Consider the following 22521-nt stretch of genomic DNA (forward strand, 5'->3'; position numbering starts at 1 on the left):
AAAAAATTTATCTGTTTTTTACCCACCCCTTTCCCCTCCAGGGAGGGGACAAATTGCTTTTGGTTGGTGGTGTGTGGTCTGTAGTGTGTAGTTTGTGGTTTGTTGTAATGGAATAGGTCATGTTGATAATTTAATATTGTACATTCCTTGTTTTGTGTTCGATATTCCTGTTCAGGATTAAGATAAGGAAATCAAATAGAATTTAATTTCTATAAAAGCAGATTATTAAAAATTGGCTCAGTGATTCTAAGTGCCTTAGTGGTGAAATTCATTCCGTCACCCTCCGATCCCATAGGGACAGGCAGGCTCAGAGTGACATGTGAAAGTGGTTTCGGGTTAGTGATTGAATCTTTCAATCTTTTAATTTTTCTTCTTTCAATCTGTCTTCTTCATTCTTTTCATCACGTTCAAGTGAAACGAGTGGTATTCCAAGGTCGCGGATTCTTGTTAATATTCCAAACAACGCGGACTGATCTTTTATTTTTCCCCTTAACATACATTTACCTTCACCGAAGTTGAATATTTTCATGTGACCGAATAATCCTGAACATCGTTTCGGCAGTTCACCGTCGAGTGTGATCTTGTATGTTGCTTCTTCTTCTTTTTTCATCGCATTCATCTGTAAAAGTGTTTTATGTTTTTTCCCTTTATTATTTATCTGTCATTTGTCATTCCGAACCTGGTTCGGAATCTTTCTTCGATTACCACGAAGATGCTGAATGGCAATGCCATCAGCATGACATCATTAAATTTCCTTTGTCATTTCGAATGAGTCTTCGAGAGAGAAATCTCTAACGATACCATGTTTGAGATTCCTCACCCCACAACGTTATAGCGTTGCAGGGATTCGGAATGACAATCGTTCATAGCCGGTGACTATTCCTGTCCAACAGGCTCTGCATTAACTGATTTTTCTTTTCTTCCAAAAACTTTTTTGAAAAGTCCCGGAACTTTTACTCTTAATTTTTCCATCTTAACAAATACTATCGGGACAAGTATAAGTGTAAGGAACATTGAACTTGTTAATCCGCCGACAAGCGCCCATGCAAGTCCTGCTTTCCATTCTGATCCTGAACTTGTTGACATCGCAATCGGAAGCATACCGAACACCATTGTAAGTGTTGTCATAAATATCGGTCTTATTCTTGCGTAACCAGCTTCAATAAGCGCATCGTGAACGTTCATTCCGTCTTTTTGATTTTGTGTGGTTCGGTCAACGAGAAGAATTGCGTTCTTACCAACAAGTCCTATCAGCATTATTATTCCGAGCATTGAAAATATACTCAGCGAGTTCATTGTTAACGCAAGCGCGAACAACGCACCAACCATTGCAACTGGAATTGAGAATAACACAACAAACGGATAGATGTATGAATCATACAACGCAACCATTATCATATACACGAACAGGATTCCCGCAAGTATAGCAAGACCAAGACTGCCGAATGATTCAGCCTGGTTTTTAAGATCACCGTCATAAGTTATATCAACACCTTCAGGCAGTTTATGATCTTTTAGCGCTGCCTGTATATCGGCACCGATACTTCCGCTTGGTCTTCCCACAGCCTGTGAAAAAACAGTGATGGAATTAATCCTGTCATACCTGTTAAGCTTTGTTGGTCCGGTTGTTTCAAAAATATTTGCAAACTGCTGAAGTTCAATTACCTGTCCTCTCATATTTGTGAACGAAAGGTGACTTAGATCAGAAACCTTTGATCTGTCAAACTCATCGAGAGCGATGCGTATGTCGTACTCGGTTTCACCATCTCTGAATTTTGATTCATCATCACCTGTTAACGCAACGCGCAATGTTGCACCAACTTCAGCAATAGAAAGTCCGAAAGCCGCAAGTTTTTCTCTGTCTATTTCAATACGTGTCTCGGGTTTTCCCTCTTCAGAAGATAAACGCACATCTGCAGTGCCGGGAATTCCTTTTACTATATTCATAACATCTGTAGCGCCTTCAATCACTCGTTCGCGGCTCGGACCTTTCACAACTAATTGTATAGGAGTTTGATTTGCAGTACCGAAAATTCCTATCGGGTTTACACGCACATCAACCCCGGGTATCTGTTGAATTTTACTTTTTATTATCTGACCTATTTCTTCAGTTGATTTATCTCTCTGGTTTTTATGTATCAGCGCAACATCAATCTGTGAACTGAAGTTTGAGTTCTGACCGATCAAACCTTCGCTTGATGCGCCGACATTCACAAACACTTTCTGAACTTCGGGCATTGATGAAATTATTTTCTCAGCTTCCTGTGTTACGTAATTTGTTCTTTCAAGTGAAGCTCCGGAAGGAAGTTCAATTGTAACCGTGAACTCACCTCTGTCAGATACAGCAACGAATTCACTTCCTATAAAACCTCCGCCTATCAACGCGAATGAACCAAAGAAAAGAACAACTGTAAGAGTTATAACCTTCCAGCTGTTCGCTAAACTCCATTTTAATATTCCAATGTAATGTTCGGTAAGATTCTTAAACATCTTTTCAAACCACAACGCAAATCTTCCAACGATGCTGGCTTTGGTTAATCTTTCGAGCTTGCTGATTCTTGATGCGAGCAGCGGAGTAACCGTAAAAGAAACAAACAAACTGAGCAGTGTTGATATAACAACAACAACCGCAAACTGACGAATGATGTTTCCTACAAGTCCGCCGGTTAATGCAAGCGGTACAAACACAACAACGTCAACAAGAGTTATCGCGAGCGCGGCAAAGCCTATTTCATTTCTGCCTTTTAATGCGGCGGTTCTGTTGTCTTCTCCTTTTTCAAGATGATGATAAATGTTCTCGAGTACAACGATAGAGTCATCAACAAGAATACCTACAACAAGTGATAACCCGAGAAGTGTCATCAGGTTTAAGGAGAAATCAAACATATACATTACGATGAATGTTGATATCATCGAAGCGGGTATTGCAAGAAGAACAATGAATGAGTTCCTGATGCTATGAAGGAAAAGAAGCATAACAATAGCAACGAGCAAAACCGCAAGCGCAAGATCAAACTTAACTGCGTTTGCTGCATCGATTGTAAAGAGTGAACCATCCTGCGCAATATCAAACTTTAATCCCGCTGCTTTGTAATCATTTTCCATTTTGGTTATTTCGCTACGAACAAGCGCACTAACTTCAACTGCGTTTGCATCGGTTTGTTTCATAACTAATAAACCGACGGATGTTTTTCCGTTTATCCTGTTGATGTTTTCATATTCTTTAGTTCCGTCTTCAACTTCGGCTACATCGTGAAGTCTTATTTCACTTCCTTTTGATGTAGCAACAACAAGGTTTCTCAAACTTTCAATTGAGCTGAACTTGCCGGCGATACGCACAACAAATTGCTCATTATTGTTTTTGATTTTACCTGTCGGGAAATCAAGATTGGAATTTTTTATAGCCTGCGTAACCTGCATAATTGATAGTCCGTATGAACGGATCTTTGCTTCATCAAGATTAACTTTTATTTCTCTTTCATCACCGCCGATAAGTGTGATCTGGGCAACACCTTTTACATTAGCAAACCTCGGCTGAATTCTATCCTTTATAAACTGGTAAAATTCTTTTGAAGGCATGTTGCTTGTTAATCCCATACGGAGAACAGGTATTTCATCAAGAGCAAATTTTGTGATGATAGGAGTTTCAGAATTATCGGGAAGTACAGAAATAATTTCACTCACTTTTCTCTGTGTGTTCTGAACAGTGAAGTCTATGTTAACACCCTGATCAAACTCAGCCATTACAAATGAAACGCCTTCAACAGATGTTGACCTTATCGCTTTAAGCTGGTCAACACTTGAGATAGCATCTTCAATATGTTTGGTAACGGATGTTTCAACTTCATTCGGAGAAGCTCCGGGATACACTGTTGTAATTGTAACCCATGGTGAATTCATCTTTGGCAGAAGTTCGTAACTAAGCTGAGTATAACTGTATATTCCAAGCACAGTCAGCGCAGCAAATATCACTACAATCAGCGTTGGTCTTTTTATTGCAAGTTCTGTAATCGTCATTTTTATTTCCTTTATCTTTTCTTCGTGATATTAGTTTATAACATCAACGTTAAAATTATCTTTCAGATTATTCTGACCATTGACAACTATAACTTCCCCGTTAACTAAACCGCTCATTACCTGTACATAATTATCATAAGCAGCACCGAGTGTGATCTTACGTTCACGCGCTATTCCGTTCTCAACAACAAAAACTCTTGCGTCTTTAACACTGCCGACAAGCGCTTCTCTTGGTATTACAATCGATTCAGTAGTTTTAAGTGAAATGAATTTTACACGACCAAACATTCCTGCTTTTAAAGGATTCTGTTTGCAGTTCATTAATGTAACTTCAACTGGATATGTGTGAGCATCATCACCTTTGTCGCTTATGGTTGCTATCTTTCCGTTGAACACAACACCGGGATAAACATCAGTTGTAATTTCAACCGCGTCACCGGATTTTAATTTGAACGCATCTTTTTCAGCTACGTTCAATTTTACTTTCAACTTGGAAATATCAACTATATTTGAGGTAACACTTCCGTTGCTGACATAGTTGCCGACATCGACAGAACGTGCTGTAACAACACCTGAAATTGGTGCGGTGATTTTAGTGTTGTTGAATTCTCTTCTTGCAACGATGAGTTGTGATTCCGCAGCCTGTAATTCAAGTTTTGCTGCTTCAAGCCTGCTTACAGGAATTGATTTTTCATTGTACAGCGCTTCATATCGCTCAAAGTCTTTCTTTACTTTTTCATAATTAACTTCGGCAGTTTTGAACGCGGCATTTTTTAATTCACCGTCAAGCTGAATTATAATTGAACCTTTTGAAACGTAATCACCGATCTTTGCATACACACCAACAACGCGTCCGGATGCTTCCGCAACAACAGCGACATCATTATCACCTGTTATCGTTCCGACTAATTCCAATGTATTTGAAACAGTTTTAGTTTCAGCTTTTGTAACTGAAACCGGGTAAGAATTAATCACTTCTTCATTTGATTTTGCCTGGAGTTTTGCCTTGTTGTGCATAAGTATAGCGCCAACTCCGCCGACAATAATAATTGCAACGATTATAATTTTTATCTTCGTCCACAAACCGCCTGATTTTTTTTCGCCTGTCATATCATTATTCCTTTATAATTATTTTTCAAAAATCTTTTTATAATCCGCCGACCGATTTTTCCAGGTTTGCTTTAGCTAATTCAAGATCAACCAATGTTTGTACGTGGTTTGTCTTTGCCTGGAGTAACGCTACTTCAGCATCAAGTAATTCTGAGTTAAGAGTTAATCCCTGTTTAAACAACTCGCTTGATACACGGTAATTTTCTTCAGCCTGTTTTACACTGAATTCCGATACGGATAATTTTTCTTTCGACTGAAGCATGTTCAGATAACTTTGTGTCACTTCAAGCACAACAGCATCTTTTAAAATTTTCTGCATGTCCTTGCTTTCTTCAAACTGCATTTCAGCCTGTGTTGTCTGATGTGAAGTTTTTCCCCAGTTCCACAAATCAAAAGAGAGCATCACGCTTACATCCCAATTGGATTTAAACTTTTCTTCAACCGGGAAATAACGCTGATTTGGGTTTGAGTAATAATAATTTCCTGCAAGATATACCTGCGGAAACCAGCCTGATTGCGCAAGTGTTATTCCCGTTTCACTTGCTTTAACAAGATAGTCCGTTGCTTTTATATCAGGTCTGTTTTCAATTGCTGTTGTGGTAAGTTCATCAAGAGAATTGTTTATTGATTCAGTGCGATTGATATCGTCAGTAATTTCCGTCTTAGTTGAAAGCGGAATACCGATAACATTGTTAAGGTTAACCATTGCAAGCTGTACAGAATTTTTAATATCGATTTGTCTTAACTGTGCTTCTGCAAGCTGCACCTGAATTTTGAGAACGTCGTTGTTTGTTGCCAGTCCAACTTTATAAAGATTTTCAACATCCTTTAAATGAGCTTTTATCTGTTCAACATTTTCATCTATCACTTCTTTAATCTTCTGAGCTTTGAACAAACCCCAGTAAGCATTTTTAATGTTGTACTCAAGGTTCTGTTCTTCCTTCCTGTAATTTTCCTTTGATGCGAAAGTTGAATACTCTGCAATCTCTGTGCTGCTCTTTAGACGGAATCCTGTAAACAGAGGCTGCTGTAAACTCAACTTAAAATTGTAGTTGTTGTTGATGTTCGGTGAAAGATCAAAACTTCCGAACGGTGTTGAAAGTGTGAAAGGATCGATCTTACTTAATCTTGTATAAGTAGCATTAAAACTAAGTGAAGGAAGTCTTCCCGAAATAACCTCACTAAGTTTTGCTTCTGAAGAATTCATTCTTGATTCATAAGTATGAAGCTGTTTGCTGTTTTTAAATCCGATTTTTATTGATTCTTCCAATGATAATTTTTTTACATCCTGTGCAGATAAAACCTGGCTGAACAAAATCATCAAAACGATAATTGCTTTTATTCTCATAGCTCCCATTGTTATCAAAACTTTCTCCGTGTTATTGTTTGTAAAATGATCTGAATGAACGGTACAAAATTACTAAGAGAGGCAGGTGGTGTGCATTGTACAAAGGTTTATTTTGGGGTTTATTTTAAAATAAACCCTGTTGATGAATGGCATAATAGATGTATGTTTGGTGAAAATAGAACAAATGGACTACATAAACTCTAAACCCGGAAGAAAATAATGAACCAAAAGCGGCTTTCTTCAAAAGAAATTTTAAACAAAGCGTTTACTAAAGAGAATCTTTTTAAGCCACCGGTGTTGTCTTTGATAATTTCAAATCTACTTATAGCCGTATATGCCATAGTTGATAACCTGTCTGTTATGGATGTGCTTTGGGTGTACTGGATTCAGAGTGTAATAATCGGGGTGTTTAATTTTTTTAAAATGATGAGTCTTAAAGAATTTTCAACTGAAGGGTTTAAACAGAACGATAAAGAAATGCTGCCAACCAGAGCCACAAAGATTTCCACTTCTATTTTCTTTTTGATTCACTACGGGATTTTCCATGTTGTCTATGCTGTTTTTCTAACGGGATTCTCTTATATGAGTTACACAGATTCAAAAGGGTTAGACTGGATTTATCTTGTGGTTTCATCGGCAATGTTTGTTGTGAGTTACATTTTTGAATTTATCAAAGAAAAAGAGAAAGAATCATCGAATAGTGAACTGCCAAACATCGGGACGATTATGTTCGCGCCGTATGTTAGAATAATTCCAATGCATCTTATTATTATCTTTGGCGGATTTGCCGGAATGATCGGAACCGTTTTTTCCGTAAGAGGAGATCTTGCATTGCTTGCAATGTTCATCATACTTAAAGCAGGTGTTGATGTTATCAGTCATTCAATTAGTATTGACGACCTAAAGACCGGCGCAGGGGTAAGTGCTTAGCTATATAAAATTCTTTCACAGACTAACACGGAGTACCACAGAGTGAACTAAAGTCAAGCTTCTGATTCATCATATCGAAGTATCCAACTATTAAATTCCATCCTGTAATTCAAAACTAAAACCAACCCATTTTTTCCACTCATCACAAAAAAGTGCGTTTTCAAAGATTTTTCTTGACATATTGATAGCAATATGATATCATTACGATAGCAAATTTAGAAAGGTTATAAAATGGAAAAGATAGTCGAAAAACACGCCGGCAAGATCAATGGATTTGTCATCCTCTTCCTTCTTTTTGTAATACTTGCTTTCGAGGTGATGCTTGTAATCACTATGGCGAGAGATGAAAATCCCGCATTGCTCGGAATATTCTTCCCTGTACTTATCGTCTTAATTATTATGTTGAGCGGCTTTGCGGTTGTGCAGCCGAATGATTCACGTGTTCTAATCCTGTTTGGAAAATATACTGGAACAATTCGTCAATCAGGATACTGGTGGGTTAATCCATTTACTGTTAAGAAAAAAGTATCACTAAGAATCAGAAACTTTAACAGCCAGAAAATTAAAGTTAATGATCTTCACGGAAACCCTATTGAAATCGGTGCCGTGGTTGTATGGCGTGTTACTGATTCAGCCAAAGCTGTTTTTGATGTAGAGAACTATGAACAGTTTGTTGACATTCAAAGTGAAACCGCGATAAGAACGCTTGCCTCTGAATATCCTTATGATGTTGATGAAGAAGACAAACCTTCATTAAGAGGAACACCCCAGGAAATTGCGGACAGTTTAAAGAATACACTTCAAACAAGACTCGAAGTTGCCGGAGTTGAAATTGTTGAGGCAAGAATTTCTCACCTTGCTTATGCACAGGAAATTGCTCAGGCAATGTTGAGAAGACAGCAGGCACAGGCAATAATCGCCGCTAGAACAAAGATTGTTGAAGGCGCTGTGGGTATGGTTCAAATGGCGCTTACAGCTTTAAGCGAACAGAACATTGTTAATCTTGATGAAGATAAAAAAGCAACAATGGTAAATAATCTTATGGTCGCACTTGTATCTGAATCGGAAGCACAACCTGTAATCAACACCGGAACTTTATATCAATAATTAAAAGTAATAGACATGAAAAGTATTTCAATGTTACCCGGTAATGATCTTACACTTATACAGCCGTCAGTGTTTAAAAGAATTTATAATCTTAAAAACACTGATGGTATAATCGGAATTATGGATTATCCAAGATTTTTCAGCACCGATACAGTTGTTGAGATATCAGGTGAGAAATATGAAATCAAACAACCAAGTATCTGGAGATCTGAAATACAGGTACTTCGTTATGGACAATCATATCCACTGGCAAAGTATGAGTCGAATTTCTGGCGCACAAAAGGAGTATTAACTTTGCCGCGAGGTGAAAAGCTAAACTTCAAATATGGAATGTTTAAAAGAGCATGTGAAATAACCACTTCATCCGGCGAACTACTTATTATGTTTAAAAATACTTTTGCTTTCAAGGATAAGAATATTGTCGAGATTCATAAAGCCTCTCCGGTGCTTGATGAAAATCCCTGGATAATTTTTTTAGGCTGGTATATAATTCTACAGCACAGACGAAGTGCTGCCGCTGGTTGAAATGTATGAAAGATGAATAGTAATCATGAGTGAAAAGAAAAAATTCCTTTTAAGATTAGATGAAAATATTTATGCCGCCCTTGAAAAATGGGCGGCTGATGATTTACGGAGTGTAAATGCTCAGATTGAATTTTTGTTGAAAAGACTTTTAAATGAAGCGAACAGATTAAAGAAACCGACTGACGTGGAGAATAAAGAGGAAAACTAATCGTCTCATTTAATGGTTTGGCATTTCTCATTTCTATCTGATAAATTAACCGCAGCAAAATATCCTGTTGAACAATGAACAGAACAATACTTGTCTTCATAATAATTTTATTTATAAACCAGATGTTGTGTGCGCAATCAGCAGATCAGATTATACTGACTGACAGTAGCAAAACAGAGTACCAACAGGAAAGCCCCGATCTGAATTTCCTTATTAACAAAGCAGAGTTTTTAAGATATACAACACTGCAAGGCATAACAGAGTTAAATGCCGATAACAGCAAGTTGTGGCTGCAGTCAAAAGTAACACTTGACAAAAATTTTTTTTCATTTGAGAATAATGATCAGCCATACGAAGATTTACTTTCACCATTGATGCAGCAGTATCAAAGTCAGCAAAAAATGAAACCGCTGTATTACATTCTCGGCACAGCACAAACTGCGGCGGTTGGTTATCTTGCTTACAAGCATATAAAAAAGTACGGATTCAAATAGAACATCCTCATTTCCGGAACTCATTTTTCAATACAATAATTTTATTTTTTCTTTTAATCTTTATCGGAGGTTTTTATGAAAATCGGTATTCTTGGTTCCGGTGTAGTCGGTCAGCAGTTGGGACTTGGTTTTATTCGCACAGGTAACGAAGTGAAAATAGGTACACGGGATACTTCAAAACTTACTGACTGGCAGAAACAAGCAGGAACAAAAGGCTCAACAGGTTCTTTTGAAGAAGCCGCTTCATTTGGTGAGTTAATTGTTCTTTGCACACTATGGGGAGGAACTAAAAACGCAATTGAAATGGCTGGGCAGCGGAATCTTTCAAATAAGATTTTAATTGATGTGACAAATCCCCTGGATTTTTCTAAAGGAGTTCCACCTTCATTTGTAGCAACTCAAGGAAATTCAGGCGGTGAGCAAATTCAGAAATTGCTGCCGGATACAAAAGTTGTTAAAGCATTCAACATTATTAACGCATACATAATGATAAACCCCGCAATGCAGGAAGGTAAACCGGATATGTTCATTGCCGGGAATGATGTTAATGCAAAACAAAAAGTTACTGAGCTTATTTCACAGTTCGGGTGGGAAGGGATTCACGATCTCGGAGACATTTCAATGTCTTACTGGCTGGAAACTTTCGCAATGTTATGGATTCACTACGGCTTTAAGAATAATCACTGGACACACGGATTTAAGCTTCTGAAAAAATAATTATGAAGGAAGTTTAAAACGGATACGCAGTACACCTTCTTCAAAACTTGTTGAGATGATCTGGAACTTTCCTATTTCTTTTGTTGATGAGACATGTACTCCGCTGCAGGGACATGAATCATATTCACCGATTTTTATTATCCTGATTGTGTCTCCTGCATCATCCGGAAGCTGAGTTAATTTATAATCATCAATAGCATCTGCTCTGTGTAAAAATTCTTCTGTTACTTTCAGATCTTTTTGAATTATGTCATTAACAGTTGAATTAATTTTCTGAATTTCATCTTCAGTCAGGTTACGGTCAAAGTGATAATCACATTTGGATTTTTTCTTTTCTATATGATTACTGAATGATCTTCCCTTGTTGAACATTCTTACCATTGTCTGGTTAAGAATGTGTTCGGCAGAATGCATACGCGGATCATATTCTTTATTTGATTTTACTTCATCCATAATTTTAAACTTGATGTAATTATAATTTATATAAATCGTTGCTCATCTGTCATTTCGACCCGCCCCAGGCGGGGAGAAATCTCCTTTACCCTCACGGATTAGATTTCTCACTCGAAGACTCGTTCGAAATGACTTATCCGTTTTAAGTAATCACCATTTGTTATAGTGAATTTTTTCTTTTTTGAACCTGTCTTCAGTATTAACAACTTCATCAGGATATCCCAATGAAATCAATGCAACCGGAACAATTGCCTCGGGAAGAGTGAATTGCTCTTTAACATTTTTTACAACTTCGTTCATACCGTGAATTGCTATCCAGCATGCACCTAATCCGGCATCGTGTGCAGCAAGTAAAATATTTTGTATAGATGCAGAACAATTCTGAATCATCCAGCTTTCATTTTTTTCTACAGAAGCATCACCGCAAACAATTATAGCTTTGTCAGACTGTCTCAACAATTCAGCGTGCGCAATTGATTTTATTGTCTGCACAAGAATTTCTTTTGAATCAATGACAATAAAGTGCCATGCCTGCAGGTTCATTGCTGAAGGCGCGTACATTGCGGTTTTCAAAATTGAATCAAGAGTTTCATCGGAGATACTTTGATTTTTATATTTTCTTATGCTTCTTCTGTTAATTACAACATCTTTGAAATCCATATTCACCCCTATCTGTTAAAAATATACTTACAAATATAACACTTGCTGAAATTTGTTCAGGCAAATGAAACTCAAAATTATTCCGGTTAAGCAGTAACCTTTTCACTATTGATGTGGTCTAACCTAAAAAATCATGGAGGATAATATGTTCAAACGAAAATTACTTTTTGCAATTCTTGTTTTGCTTGCTGCCATTGTTTCAACTACTAAGATGATGGGGCAGGATGTTGTCAGGACTTATGACAATAAAGATTTCCAAAATGTATCTATAAGTCATGCTATCAATTGTCAGGTTACTCAGTCTGATAAATATTCTATCGAAATAAAAGCTGACGAAAGAGATTTCAAATATCTGAAAGTCGATCAAAAAGGCAGTATGGTAAAGATCTACATCGACAAAAATAATTACGATGCGTACGGCGAAATTAAAGTTAAGATAACAATGCCTGAGTTAACGGGACTTAATTGCAGCGGTGCTTCAAAGTGTAAACTAAGCATGAATGTCCCCGGTAAAGAATTTGAAGCGAATCTTTCCGGCAGTTCATACATCGAAGGAAGTTTAACAAGTGGTGATATTGAAATAAAACTTTCGGGAAGCAGTAAAGTAAATCTTAACGGCAAAGGTAATGATCTTGATTTGCAGTCATCAGGAAGCAGCAGTACGAAGATGAAAAATTTTTCTGTGAATAATGCTGATGTTCAGATGTCCGGTTCATCATCTGCCGAATTAAACTTAAACGGAAAACTAAATACGCAGCAAAGCGGAAGTTCAAAAATAGTTTATTATGGGAATGTTGATCTTGGCGAAACAAGATTCAGCGGTTCATCGGGAATAAGTAAAGGTGAATAACTCACCATTCAATTCCAATGCCCGGCGCCCATATTGTTGTTATACCAAATAAAATTCTCCCGTTCTTTTGGCTTACAAGCCAGAGTCCGGGAGAGAAATTTCCGATCTTTAATAACCCCGGATAAATATTCAGATTAACTGTATAATCAGTTAGCCCGCTTATATGTAGTGATGTTAAAAGTGAGTTATCGACATCATAGAAGATTCCTGCATTCCATGTCATTGAAATACTTTTTTTATGCGTTGATTCATTTACATCAACTAATTCTTTTGCCCGAAGTCCCGCGCCTATTGAAACAGATGAACTATCATCGAACTTATAGGAAAGTCCTGTCAACCCATTCATTCCGAAATAATAAAAGAAAGACCAATCGTCGAGAAAAGGAAGTTTCCACTTGATTGAAAAATACTGACCGTTATTGTGAAGTGAGTTATCATTCAAAACCAGAGAGGGTTGAAGCGACCAATCGCTTAGATTTAAATCTTCACTAAAAAATCTGTTAACATTATCAAAGCTGAAGAGTATAATTCCGCCAATATCAAAAAAATAAATGTCAGCAATTATATCTGCATTATCACCTGAGTAAGATCCGTTTTCAATCACTTCATTTAAAATGTGATATGCGCTTAAAGTTATAATCGAAAACAAAACCGGTTTAGGGAAATTATGTCGTTTATACCACTCTCTTGTTGCAGTGTAAGTCATTCCACCGCCCACTAAATGGAGCTGATAGTTGGGCCACCATTGCGCGCCTTTCTTTGTCAATTCAATTGGGAGTAATTCAGTTCTGATGAAATCGTTTGTACCCGTTCTTTTAATTACACCGAACGGGTTAGCCATATTCCGGAAAACATTTTTTAATCCTGCGTTGTAATCGAACTTAAATATTTGTCTGTTATGCCCTTGAAGTTGTATAATATCATAACTCCCGTTAAGCAGAACATAGATGGGGTTGTACATAGATTCGCTTCCGAAATTTTTCCCTTTATAAAAATAATTTTGTTGGGAAAAAGTACTTACAGAAGTAACGGTGAGTATCAGAAAAATCAAAAAAATTCTGATGGTAGCCGGAAGTAGAAAAGATCGTTTAATAAGTAATTCAATAATATTTATTTGAGCGCTTTTAATTCCGTTCAAACAAAGATGAAAGATCCAGCGTGGTTGTTTTTCTTTTTCCTGCCAGTGAAACATAAGTTAAGGCAAGAGATTCTTTGCCTGCACCGAGGACTGTACTGATTAGTCCGAGTGCTTTGCCTAATTCAGAAGGATCAACGTCACTGATTATTTTTTTCCAGATCGTCTCTTCAAGTGAATTAAAAGCTTTGTGCACTTCGTGAAGATCAAATCCTGCCTCAAATCTTTCCCGCGCAATTTTTTCTGAATATTCGGTTATCTCAAATAAGTTTTCAGTTAATACACATCTGCATGTAAGTTCAAAAAGTTTTTCAAGGCGTTTTCTATTCTGCTCTTCACCTGACTGTGAGTAGGATTTTAGATGTGCTCGTTGAAGGTTTCCGAAGGATTCGTTTATTATTTCAGATCTGTTTTTTTCTAAAAATGATGAAAGCTGCATACAGTACCCCATATATCTAATTTTTTCTTACACAAAATTAAGCAAACTTTTTATGAAAAAACCTGATATTTATAAATGTTGCTATTCAAGGTAGTTCCCATCAACCTATTGTACCGCTTATCAATTAAATCAATCACTCCTGATAAAAAAGCGCGGGACCACTAAACCAAATTAACTTTGCTTCGTCTTAATACTCAGAAACCGATTATCATTCCGGCTTTGGTTCAGGTTTTCTGCTAACACAACATTGGTTTAATAAGGAGAACATATATGAAGAGTGAACGGCAATTTCGATTTTGGGGTGCAGGTAATAATCTTCCCGTCATCCTGATCACTTTAATGATTGTATTTACAGCTATGGCTTGTTCAACATCACCAGACACTACATCATACATTACTGATGAGGAAGGGAAAGAAACATTTTCTTTTTCTGAAGATACGGACGGAAGAGAATCTCACTTTACCGCTCATTTCAATGGTGATAGACTTACTGCAATTTACCGCGACGGAAAAAAACTGGAGGGCGAGGATTTTGCAGAATGCTCTGAATTAGTATATCATAAGTTAAATCACCTTCGCAAAGGAATTAAAGAATCTGACGATGATATGCTTCACTTTTCATTGGATATGAAAAAGTTCAACCAGGAGATGGATGCTTTCAGAGAGAAGATGCTTCACGAAGGTCTTGCTTCAACAAAATTTCATTTCGATAAACAGAAATTTAAAGAGCAAATGATGAAATTGAAGGAGGAGCTTGCCCAGTTAAAGGATAAAAATTTTGAGTTCCATTTCGATAAGGAGAAACACGAACAGGCAATGAAAGAACTGCAGGAACATCTTGCGGATCTGCAGTTACAAAAACATGATTTCAAGTTTGAATTTGATAATGAGGAATTCCAGAAAGCAATGGAACAACTGAAAGCAGCGCTGCAGGATCACGACTGGGAGGATATGGAGTTTAATATCCCCATTCCTGAGATACATATTGATATGGATGAACTTGATGAAAGTATGAAAGAGCTGGAAGTTGAAATGGGTAAACTAAAATCATTCATGAAGGAAATGCGTTCTGAAATGGTAAAGGATAATCTGATCAGTTCCGAGGATGAGGATTTTGATATGGAATTTTCTGCCGACGAAATGACAGTGAATGATAAAAAAGTTCCCGAGTCACTCCACAAAAAATACAAAGAGCTTTATAAGAAACATTACGGTAAAGAAATAGAAGATAAAATAAAAATCCAGGAATAGACCTCATCTCCACAACGGGTTGTTCGGAGTCGCTAAATACTTGACCCGATTAATCTGAACAACCCTTGTTTTAATTTAAAGTACCGCAATTTTTCCTGTCATCACATAATCCTTAATTATTATATTATTACCGCTTCTTTACAATTCTCATTTATTTCAGGAGGTGAACTTGGGTTATTTTATTATGAAACTTCTTCATGTGTTATTTGTAATTCTTTTTATGGGTAACATCATTGTTTCAATACTTTGGAAGATTTACGCAGACAAGACAGGTAATAAGCAGATCATCGCTTTTACTCTGAAAAGTATTATAAGAAACGATCGCATACTTACAATGCCGGGTGTTACCGGTCTTATAATATTTGGTTTTGGTGCGCAGGGAATGGGACATATTCCTATCACAACAGGATGGATATTATGGCCCATTATAATGATAGTGATTTCCGGTGCTGCGTTTATGGCAAAAGTAGTTCCTGTGCAAAAGAAAATGCTGAAACTTGCCGAATCAGAAAACTTTAATCAGAATGAATACTCTGCTCTTTCTGCAGAATGGATGATCTGGGGATTGATAGCGACTCTAACACCTTTGATAGCGATTATAATGATGGTATTAAAAGTACCTCAATAGAAATAGAGATTATAAGTAATAAATAGGAGAATGTATGTTAAGGATAGGATTTAGAATGATGCTCATCTTTTTTTCTGTAATGCCTGTAATAGGTTTTGCAGGATGCGAAGATGGAAACAATAATATTACCAACAAGACGGCAAAGGCAAATATGGAAAACATTCAGAATATGAATCTGGAGACTGCTACATTTGGGTCAGGATGCTTCTGGTGCACGGAAGCAATCTTTGAAAGACTTAAGGGAGTTAAACTTGTTGAATCCGGGTATGCCGGCGGAAAAAAGGCAAACCCCACTTATGAAGAAGTTTGTTCAGGTGAAACAGGTCATGCTGAAGTTTGTAAAATAATTTTTGATCCGAAGGAAATCAGTTACGATGAACTTCTTGAAGTCTTCTGGCAGACACATGATCCGACAACATTAAATCGGCAGGGAGCTGATGTTGGTACTCAGTACAGGTCTGTGGTTTTCTATCACAACGAAAACCAGAAAAAGCTGGCGGAGTATTACAAGAATCAGTTAAATCAATCAGGAGCCTGGGATAATCCTGTAGTTACAGAAATATCACCTTTGACTAATTATTATAAAGCGGAGAAATATCACCAGGACTATTTTGAAAATAATCCTACGCAAGGATACTGTTCATTTGTAATAGCGCCTAAGGTTGAAAAATTTGAAAAGGTATTCAAAAAGAAATTGAAATAAGAAACAGGCTACCGAATAAAAATAGATTGCCGGCTTATTTATTAATAGCCGGCATTTTTTTGACTACTTGTTAGCCGAATAAGAAAATAGATACTTCCACTTATAACCTGCTTATACCGTTCATAAAAAATAAATAGTAAAAAAGCTTAATCGATTTGATCTTCAGATTGTAAAAAAATTTCATTACACATATCACGGTAAAATCGGAGATATCTTTTTACATCAAGGGAATTCTAATGAAAAAAGTTTTACTATTCACATTAGCACTATCATACATACTCGCGGCGGCACCTAATGAAGATAAAGTTCTTAGACTAAAAAAAACAACTAACCCGATTATTGTCGATGGCAATGTTGATGCCGCATGGGCAATGGCGGATTCAGTAGAAAAATTTTTTCAGCTTCAGCCGTATTTTAAAGCGCAGCCGACAAGAAGAACCGTAGCAAAAGTTCTCACCACAAACGAATCAATCTATTGTATAATGATATGTTATGATGAAAGAGATAATATTCAGAACAATACCGGACTGCTTGATGATTTTGCAGGGGATATTGTTTCATTCATGATCGATACGTTTAACGATAAAAAAACAGCTTACAAATTTGCGGTGAACGCATCCGGAGTCAGAGCTGATTCACGAATGCTTGATGATGCACGTAACCGTGATTATAGCTGGGATGGTATATGGTTCGCCGATTCAAAAGTGTATGACTGGGGCTTTGTTGTTGAAATGGAAATTCCTTATAAGTCGATTCAGTACCAGGAAAATTTAGAATACTGGGGACTCGATTTTGACAGATGGATTCCTGCAAACTCCGAAGATCTTTACTGGTGTGAATATGAACAGAATGAAGGACAGAGAATTTCAAAGTTCGGAAAACTTGTGTTTGAAGAATTTACCCCTTCAGTTAAAGGACTGAATCTTGAGTTTTATCCTGTCGCATTGAGTAAAGCAGTATATCTCAATGACGGGAAATATGATATTGATGGCGATGCAGGGCTTGATGTTTTATATAATCCATCAAGCAGTTTAAAATTTTTATTGACTGCTAATCCCGACTTTGCACAGATAGAAGCTGATCCTTATGATTTTAACATTTCACGTTATGAATCCTTCTTTGATGAAAGAAGACCTTTCTTTACCGAAGGTAATGAAGTGTTCACTGCATCCGGCAGACAGAGGAATACCGGCTTTTACAGACCACTTGAATTATTTTATTCAAGAAGAATTGGAAAACTTTTACCTGATGGTTCTGAAGTTCCGCTGCTTGTGGGTACAAAAGCATTCGGAAGAATTAATGATTGGGAGTATGGCGGATTTTTTGCATTAACGGGTGAACAGGATTATAAAGATGATGATCAGAATTTAACTGAGCCGCAAGCATGGTTTGGTTCAGGAAGAATCAAGAAACAGATACTTGACAATTCTTCAGTAGGTATTCTCTTCGTTGGTAAGCAAACGAAAGATAACACATACGGAGTTGTAGATATTGACGGTGCTTTTCGTACTTCCGAATGGCAGTTATCATACCAGGTCGCAAGATCAATAAAAAACAGTGATGGTGATTTTGCAGCGTCCGCCGGACTAACATCATTTTCACAAACGTGGCTGAATCTTGGTCGGATAAGATACATAGGTGATAAGTTTGATATAAATCAGGTTGGCTATGTACCATGGATCGGAACAACCCAGGTCACTGTTCTATCAGGACCAATATGGCGCTATGATGAAGGATATATAAGCCAGATACTTTTATACGGCGGATTTTCTTTATACCATGAAAAAGTTGATGCATATATGGATCGCGACGCAGCGTTCGGTTACAACATGCAGTTCAGGGATAACTGGGGATTTGAATTAAATCTTTCACTCGGACGAAGCAAGGATTCTGACAAAGAGTTTACTTCCTATGAAGCAAGTTTAAGTTCCTGGTATAACATTTCACCCAAATGGAGCGGCAACCTTTACGGCGGTTATACAAGAACATATAATTTTGACCGCGACTATCTTGCATACTATTCATGGCTTGGCGCATACATTAGCTGGCAGGCGTTTTCTGTTTTTAATGTGGGAACTTCTTACAATATGTATACTGAATTTGATCCTGACGGGAAGATTGAGGACATAGCATTTAATGCACGTCCTTATTTTTCACTGACTCCAATTAATGATTTAAATATCAGGGTTTATGTTGATAATGTATTTATCCGCTCAACTGACAGAATGGAAAGAATAATCGCCGGATTTTTATTCTCATATAATTTTCTGCCTAAAAGCTGGATCTATTTTGCAATTAACGAAGCGCACGACAGAAGCGATGAATACGATACGGCTAACAATTTATTACCTGGCAGGATGCATCTTTCCAGCCGCGCCGCTGTTCTGAAAATAAAATACCTGTACTACTTCTGATATTGGCTTTCAACCTGCTGATGAAGTAATTTGTATTTAAAATTTAAGGAATGGTATGTCTTCTGCACCGCTTTCTAAAAAACTAAAAATAAAACCGGGCGAAAAAATTCTGGTACTTAATTCACCTGAAGATTATTCTGAAAAACTTCAACCTCTGCCAGAAGGAACGTATTTAACTAATAAAGCAGCAGGAAAATTTTCTTCAATTCATGCTTTTGTAAAAAGCAGATCAGAACTGAATAAAGAATTACAGAGAATAAAATCACTATTGAATGATAACGGGATGATCTGGTTTTGTTTTCCTAAAAAGTCTTCCGGTATAAAGACGGATATCGACAGAGATACCGGCTGGGAAGCGATTGAAAAAACGGGATTAAGGTTCATCACTCTTATTTCAATTGATGACGTGTGGAGTGCTTTCGGTTTAAGAAACGAAAAAGAAGTGCCGCAGTACAGAGAAAAAATAATTTCACCGGAAGAAAAAAAATATATCGACACAGAAAAAAAGATTGTTAAAACTCCGCCCGACCTTCAAAGTGAACTTCAGAAAAATAAAAAGGCTTTGGAATATTTTAACTCGTTAGCATACTCACATAAAAAAGAATACGTGTTGTGGATAATCGAAGCGAAGAAAGAAGAAACAAGAATCGCACGTATTAAGAAAATGATAGAGAAACTTAATTCCGGTTTAAAGAATCCTTCAGACAAAAAATAGTTTATGCCGGAAGTTTATGTCCCCACTTCATAATAGTTTTATGAAACTTGTGGAAGAACCCCATTGGTTCAAGGAACATTAAAAGACAATATCCGTGAATCACGTTCATTCCTTTTTCTTCACAGAAGCTAATAGCTTCATCCGATTCTGAACCTGTCTGCATCCAGAAATGTTTTATCCCGGCGTCGAATGCTTCTCCTACAAGCAGTTCTGTAACCATCGGCTGAACGACTGCTACAACGGCGTCAACGGGATGATCAACTTCCGCAATATTTTTATATAATTTTATTCCGCTTACTGATCCGCCGGATGGATTGATCGCGTAAACATTATAACCCTTTTCATAAAGCTGGTTATATAGAGTAATTCCAAATCCTTTACCTGATTTGGAAACTCCGGCAACTGCTATGTTTTTTTTAGAAATGAATCTATCGATCATTGCTGATGTTATTTTCATAGTGTTCTCCTCTTTTAATAAAAATAATTTCAGGATAAGTGTTTAGTGAAACTGTTTTGTATTTCTGAATTACGAAAATAATTCCCGCATAGAATCCTATCAAAAGAATGCTCAACGTAGTAGAAAAGAGTTCGCGGTTGGATTCAAAAAGCATAAAGCCAAAATAAATCCCGGCAAGAATAAGGATCAGGGGAAATCCATATATGATAAAACTTGCTGAGAGAATTTTTCTTCCTTCAATTGATACTTTTACATTATCTCCGGGTTTAGCTCCAAGCGGATCTTTAACCTTTAGCTGCCGCCCTTCTGATGAAGATGGTTTACAATAAACTTTTGCAGAACATTCTTCGCATTTTTCCTTGTCAAGAATATTAATTACCGCGAAACCATTGCCGGATTCTATAACTGTTCCTTCTTCGAATAATTCTTCCGTATACATAAGTGATTCTTAGTTTACAGATACATTTTGTTCATGATGTTCTTTTACAGGATGAAGAAGATCAATTGCTTTTGTACTGCATTTCTCAATCGGGACTTTACTTAAGTCAAGTTTTGTGTAATCAATTATTGCCAGGTTATTCTCCATAACAACACCGCCGTCAGATTTACGTGCGCAGATACCACATCCTATACAAGAAACAACACAAACCTTTTTTGCTGTTTTCGGGTCATCTTCATTTTTACAGAATACAAATAACTGTCTGTCAGATGGATGTATTTCAATAATTCCGCGCGGACATGCTTTTGCACAAAGTCCGCATCCTGTACACAATTCATCTACAACAACCGGCAAGCCGTTTTCATCCATGTACATTGCACCGAACTGACATGCATCAACACACTCACCGCCGCCAAGACATCCATACAAACAAAGTTTATCACCGCCGGAAACAAGTGCCTGGACTGTGCATCCCTGCGGACCATTGTATGATGCACCTTCTTTTACGGCTGCTTCATTGTTACCTCCGCGGCATAATACTCTTGCAACAAGTTTTACAGTATCGCCGGATTCAACACCAAGTATTCTTGATATTTCTTCTACAACATCAGTGCCTCCAACCGGACAACCATTTGCTGCAGCTTTACCTTCAACAACTTTAACTGCAAAATCATAACAGCCTGCATTTCCGCAAGCGCCGCAGTTTGCGTTCGGCAGCACTTCGTTTACTTCCGCGATTTTAGGATTTTCTTCAACACGTAGTTTTTTATCTGCAAGAGCGAGAGCGCCTGCGAAAATAAATCCGAGTCCGCCCATTGTTGATATTGCGATGATTAATGTGAAATCCATTTTATTTTCCTTTTACTTCTTCTTATCCTAAGATTGAACACTATACTTTGTCATCCTTCGACAAGCTCAGGATGACAACAATATTAATTCACTAAATACTTTTCAAAACCGGTTGAATAAAAAATCTTTCCTATGCTATCAACTATCATTACTTCTGTGTTTTCTAATCTCTCTATTAAATTCAACCCCTCATCTTTACCAAGAACAAACACTGCTGTTGCGAGCGCGTCTGCTTCCATATCTGTTTGAGCTATCACAGTTACGCTTCTGCATTTCTCTGACGGATAGCCGTTTGTTGGATCAAGAATATGATGATACCGTTTACCATTAATTTCAAAATACTGTTCATAGTCCCCGGATGTTGCCACAGCCATTCCGTTCAACTTTAATGTACCAAGTAAGTTTGTTGAACTTCGCGGATGCTGAATGCCTACAACCCAATCACTGCCTAACTCACGTATCTCACCGCCGGCATTTACAAGAGCGGTGCTTATTCCGTTACGTTTTAATAGTTCGATTGCTTTATCCACAGCATACCCTTTTGCAATTGCACCAAAGTTTAATTGAACGCCTTTTGTTTTTGTGAATGAAGCATTAGAATTTATCTGAATATTTTTCCATCCCGATATACTTTTTGCAGCCGATATATTTTTTTCTGATGGTAACACATGATCAGAACTTCCGAAATCCCATTCATTTATAAGAGTACCGAGACTAACATCAAAGGCACCTTTTGAGATTTTATTCAGCGAATCACAGTACAACATTACTTCAAATATTTCCGGATGCGGCGCAAAAAGTGTTTCGCCTGAATTATTAATTTTTGTTATTGCCCCAACATCAGAGTGTGATGAAAACAGGTCATCGATTCTTTTTATCTCATCAAATGCTTTTGTAATAATCTTATCAGCTTCTGTTTCATTCAATCCTTTAACCTGAATTTCAACCAACGTGCCCATTAAAAGCTGAGTCCGTTTAGTCAACAGGTTTTCATTATTGTTTTTTGCAAAGAAAAATCCGATTGCAAAAAGCACAATAAATAGAGAACTATATAAAATTATTCTTTTCAATT

The 22521-nt window shown here is 37.2% G+C and carries 24 protein-coding genes; 12 read left to right on the forward strand and 12 right to left on the reverse strand.

Going from position 1 to position 22521, the window contains the following annotated elements; all coding sequences use genetic code 11:
• Positions 1–352 precede the first annotated feature (352 nt).
• From IPM56_18335 to IPM56_18350, 4 genes are all read right to left on the reverse strand, one after another.
• Positions 353–610 carry a hypothetical protein gene (locus IPM56_18335; GenBank protein QQS36169.1) on the reverse strand — a complete coding sequence of 86 codons (258 nt, stop codon included), beginning with the start codon at positions 608–610 and terminating at the stop codon, positions 353–355.
• Positions 611–876: 266 nt separating this feature from the next.
• Entirely contained in the window at positions 877–4017 is a 3141-nt protein-coding gene (locus IPM56_18340; protein QQS36170.1) for an efflux RND transporter permease subunit, read from the reverse strand.
• Positions 4018–4047: 30 nt separating this feature from the next.
• Positions 4048–5127 (reverse strand): efflux RND transporter periplasmic adaptor subunit, encoded by a 1080-nt coding sequence (locus tag IPM56_18345; protein ID QQS36171.1) that lies wholly within the window; start codon positions 5125–5127, stop codon positions 4048–4050.
• 37 nt (positions 5128–5164) lie between these two features.
• Entirely contained in the window at positions 5165–6493 is a 1329-nt protein-coding gene (locus IPM56_18350; GenBank protein QQS36172.1) for a TolC family protein, read from the reverse strand.
• A gap of 201 nt (positions 6494–6694) precedes the next feature.
• Between IPM56_18350 and IPM56_18355 the strand changes: the two genes are divergently transcribed.
• The 6 genes from IPM56_18355 to IPM56_18380 all read left to right on the forward strand — a co-directional run bounded on the left by IPM56_18355 (position 6695) and on the right by IPM56_18380 (position 10456).
• Positions 6695–7405: a hypothetical protein gene (locus IPM56_18355; protein ID QQS36173.1), complete on the forward strand. Its 711-nt coding sequence runs from the start codon at positions 6695–6697 to the stop codon at positions 7403–7405.
• 231 nt (positions 7406–7636) lie between these two features.
• A complete protein-coding gene (locus tag IPM56_18360) occupies positions 7637–8512 on the forward strand; it encodes an SPFH domain-containing protein (protein QQS36174.1) in 876 nt (291 codons plus the stop codon).
• A gap of 15 nt (positions 8513–8527) precedes the next feature.
• Positions 8528–9037 carry a hypothetical protein gene (locus IPM56_18365; protein QQS36175.1) on the forward strand — a complete coding sequence of 170 codons (510 nt, stop codon included), beginning with the start codon at positions 8528–8530 and terminating at the stop codon, positions 9035–9037.
• Positions 9038–9062: 25 nt separating this feature from the next.
• A complete protein-coding gene (locus tag IPM56_18370) occupies positions 9063–9245 on the forward strand; it encodes a hypothetical protein (protein QQS36176.1) in 183 nt (60 codons plus the stop codon).
• Between the two features lie 74 nt (positions 9246–9319).
• Positions 9320–9739, forward strand: a complete 420-nt coding sequence (locus IPM56_18375) for a hypothetical protein (protein QQS36177.1) — start codon at positions 9320–9322, stop codon at positions 9737–9739.
• A 75-nt stretch (positions 9740–9814) separates the two neighbouring features.
• Positions 9815–10456 (forward strand): NAD(P)-binding domain-containing protein, encoded by a 642-nt coding sequence (locus tag IPM56_18380; GenBank protein QQS36178.1) that lies wholly within the window; start codon positions 9815–9817, stop codon positions 10454–10456.
• Here IPM56_18380 and IPM56_18385 read toward each other — a convergent pair whose 3' ends face one another.
• Entirely contained in the window at positions 10457–10909 is a 453-nt protein-coding gene (locus tag IPM56_18385; protein QQS36179.1) for a hypothetical protein, read from the reverse strand.
• Between the two features lie 150 nt (positions 10910–11059).
• Positions 11060–11569: a nitroreductase family protein gene (locus IPM56_18390; protein QQS36180.1), complete on the reverse strand. Its 510-nt coding sequence runs from the start codon at positions 11567–11569 to the stop codon at positions 11060–11062.
• A 145-nt stretch (positions 11570–11714) separates the two neighbouring features.
• On the opposite strand from IPM56_18390, the gene IPM56_18395 reads away from it, so the two are divergent.
• Positions 11715–12419: a DUF2807 domain-containing protein gene (locus IPM56_18395; protein QQS36181.1), complete on the forward strand. Its 705-nt coding sequence runs from the start codon at positions 11715–11717 to the stop codon at positions 12417–12419.
• A 1-nt stretch (position 12420) separates the two neighbouring features.
• Here the strand turns inward: IPM56_18395 and IPM56_18400 are convergent, their stop codons facing one another.
• Positions 12421–13380 (reverse strand): hypothetical protein, encoded by a 960-nt coding sequence (locus tag IPM56_18400; GenBank protein QQS36182.1) that lies wholly within the window; start codon positions 13378–13380, stop codon positions 12421–12423.
• A gap of 163 nt (positions 13381–13543) precedes the next feature.
• Positions 13544–13993, reverse strand: coding sequence for a hypothetical protein (locus IPM56_18405; protein QQS36183.1), 450 nt, complete (start codon positions 13991–13993; stop codon positions 13544–13546).
• A gap of 270 nt (positions 13994–14263) precedes the next feature.
• Here IPM56_18405 and IPM56_18410 point away from each other — a divergent pair, with 270 nt between their 5' ends.
• The 5 genes from IPM56_18410 to IPM56_18430 all read left to right on the forward strand — a co-directional run bounded on the left by IPM56_18410 (position 14264) and on the right by IPM56_18430 (position 19704).
• Complete coding sequence (locus IPM56_18410) at positions 14264–15244, forward strand: hypothetical protein (GenBank protein ID QQS36184.1); 981 nt, start codon at positions 14264–14266, stop codon at positions 15242–15244.
• 169 nt (positions 15245–15413) lie between these two features.
• On the forward strand, positions 15414–15872 hold the full coding sequence (locus IPM56_18415) for a DUF2269 family protein (protein QQS36185.1): 459 nt from the start codon (positions 15414–15416) through the stop codon (positions 15870–15872).
• Between the two features lie 55 nt (positions 15873–15927).
• Positions 15928–16575 carry a peptide-methionine (S)-S-oxide reductase MsrA gene (msrA, locus tag IPM56_18420; GenBank protein QQS38355.1) on the forward strand — a complete coding sequence of 216 codons (648 nt, stop codon included), beginning with the start codon at positions 15928–15930 and terminating at the stop codon, positions 16573–16575.
• Between the two features lie 236 nt (positions 16576–16811).
• Positions 16812–18989: a carbohydrate binding family 9 domain-containing protein gene (locus IPM56_18425; protein QQS36186.1), complete on the forward strand. Its 2178-nt coding sequence runs from the start codon at positions 16812–16814 to the stop codon at positions 18987–18989.
• 55 nt (positions 18990–19044) lie between these two features.
• Positions 19045–19704, forward strand: a complete 660-nt coding sequence (locus IPM56_18430) for a YdeI/OmpD-associated family protein (GenBank protein ID QQS36187.1) — start codon at positions 19045–19047, stop codon at positions 19702–19704.
• 1 nt (position 19705) lies between these two features.
• On the opposite strand, the gene IPM56_18435 is transcribed toward IPM56_18430, so the two are convergent.
• The 4 genes from IPM56_18435 to IPM56_18450 form a co-directional block, all read right to left on the reverse strand.
• Positions 19706–20161 carry a CoA-binding protein gene (locus IPM56_18435; protein QQS36188.1) on the reverse strand — a complete coding sequence of 152 codons (456 nt, stop codon included), beginning with the start codon at positions 20159–20161 and terminating at the stop codon, positions 19706–19708.
• Positions 20133–20600 (reverse strand): SoxR reducing system RseC family protein, encoded by a 468-nt coding sequence (locus tag IPM56_18440; protein QQS36189.1) that lies wholly within the window; start codon positions 20598–20600, stop codon positions 20133–20135. The genes IPM56_18435 and IPM56_18440 overlap by 29 nt, the downstream gene beginning before the upstream one ends.
• 9 nt (positions 20601–20609) lie before the next feature.
• The gene (locus tag IPM56_18445) at positions 20610–21449 is read right to left on the reverse strand and encodes an RnfABCDGE type electron transport complex subunit B (GenBank protein ID QQS36190.1); all 840 of its coding nucleotides are present in this window, start codon (positions 21447–21449) and stop codon (positions 20610–20612) included.
• Positions 21450–21532: 83 nt separating this feature from the next.
• Complete coding sequence (locus tag IPM56_18450) at positions 21533–22519, reverse strand: FAD:protein FMN transferase (GenBank protein ID QQS36191.1); 987 nt, start codon at positions 22517–22519, stop codon at positions 21533–21535.
• Positions 22520–22521 lie beyond the last annotated feature (2 nt).

This window comes from Ignavibacteriales bacterium (assembly GCA_016700155.1).
Taxonomy (GTDB): domain Bacteria; phylum Bacteroidota; class Ignavibacteria; order Ignavibacteriales; family Ignavibacteriaceae.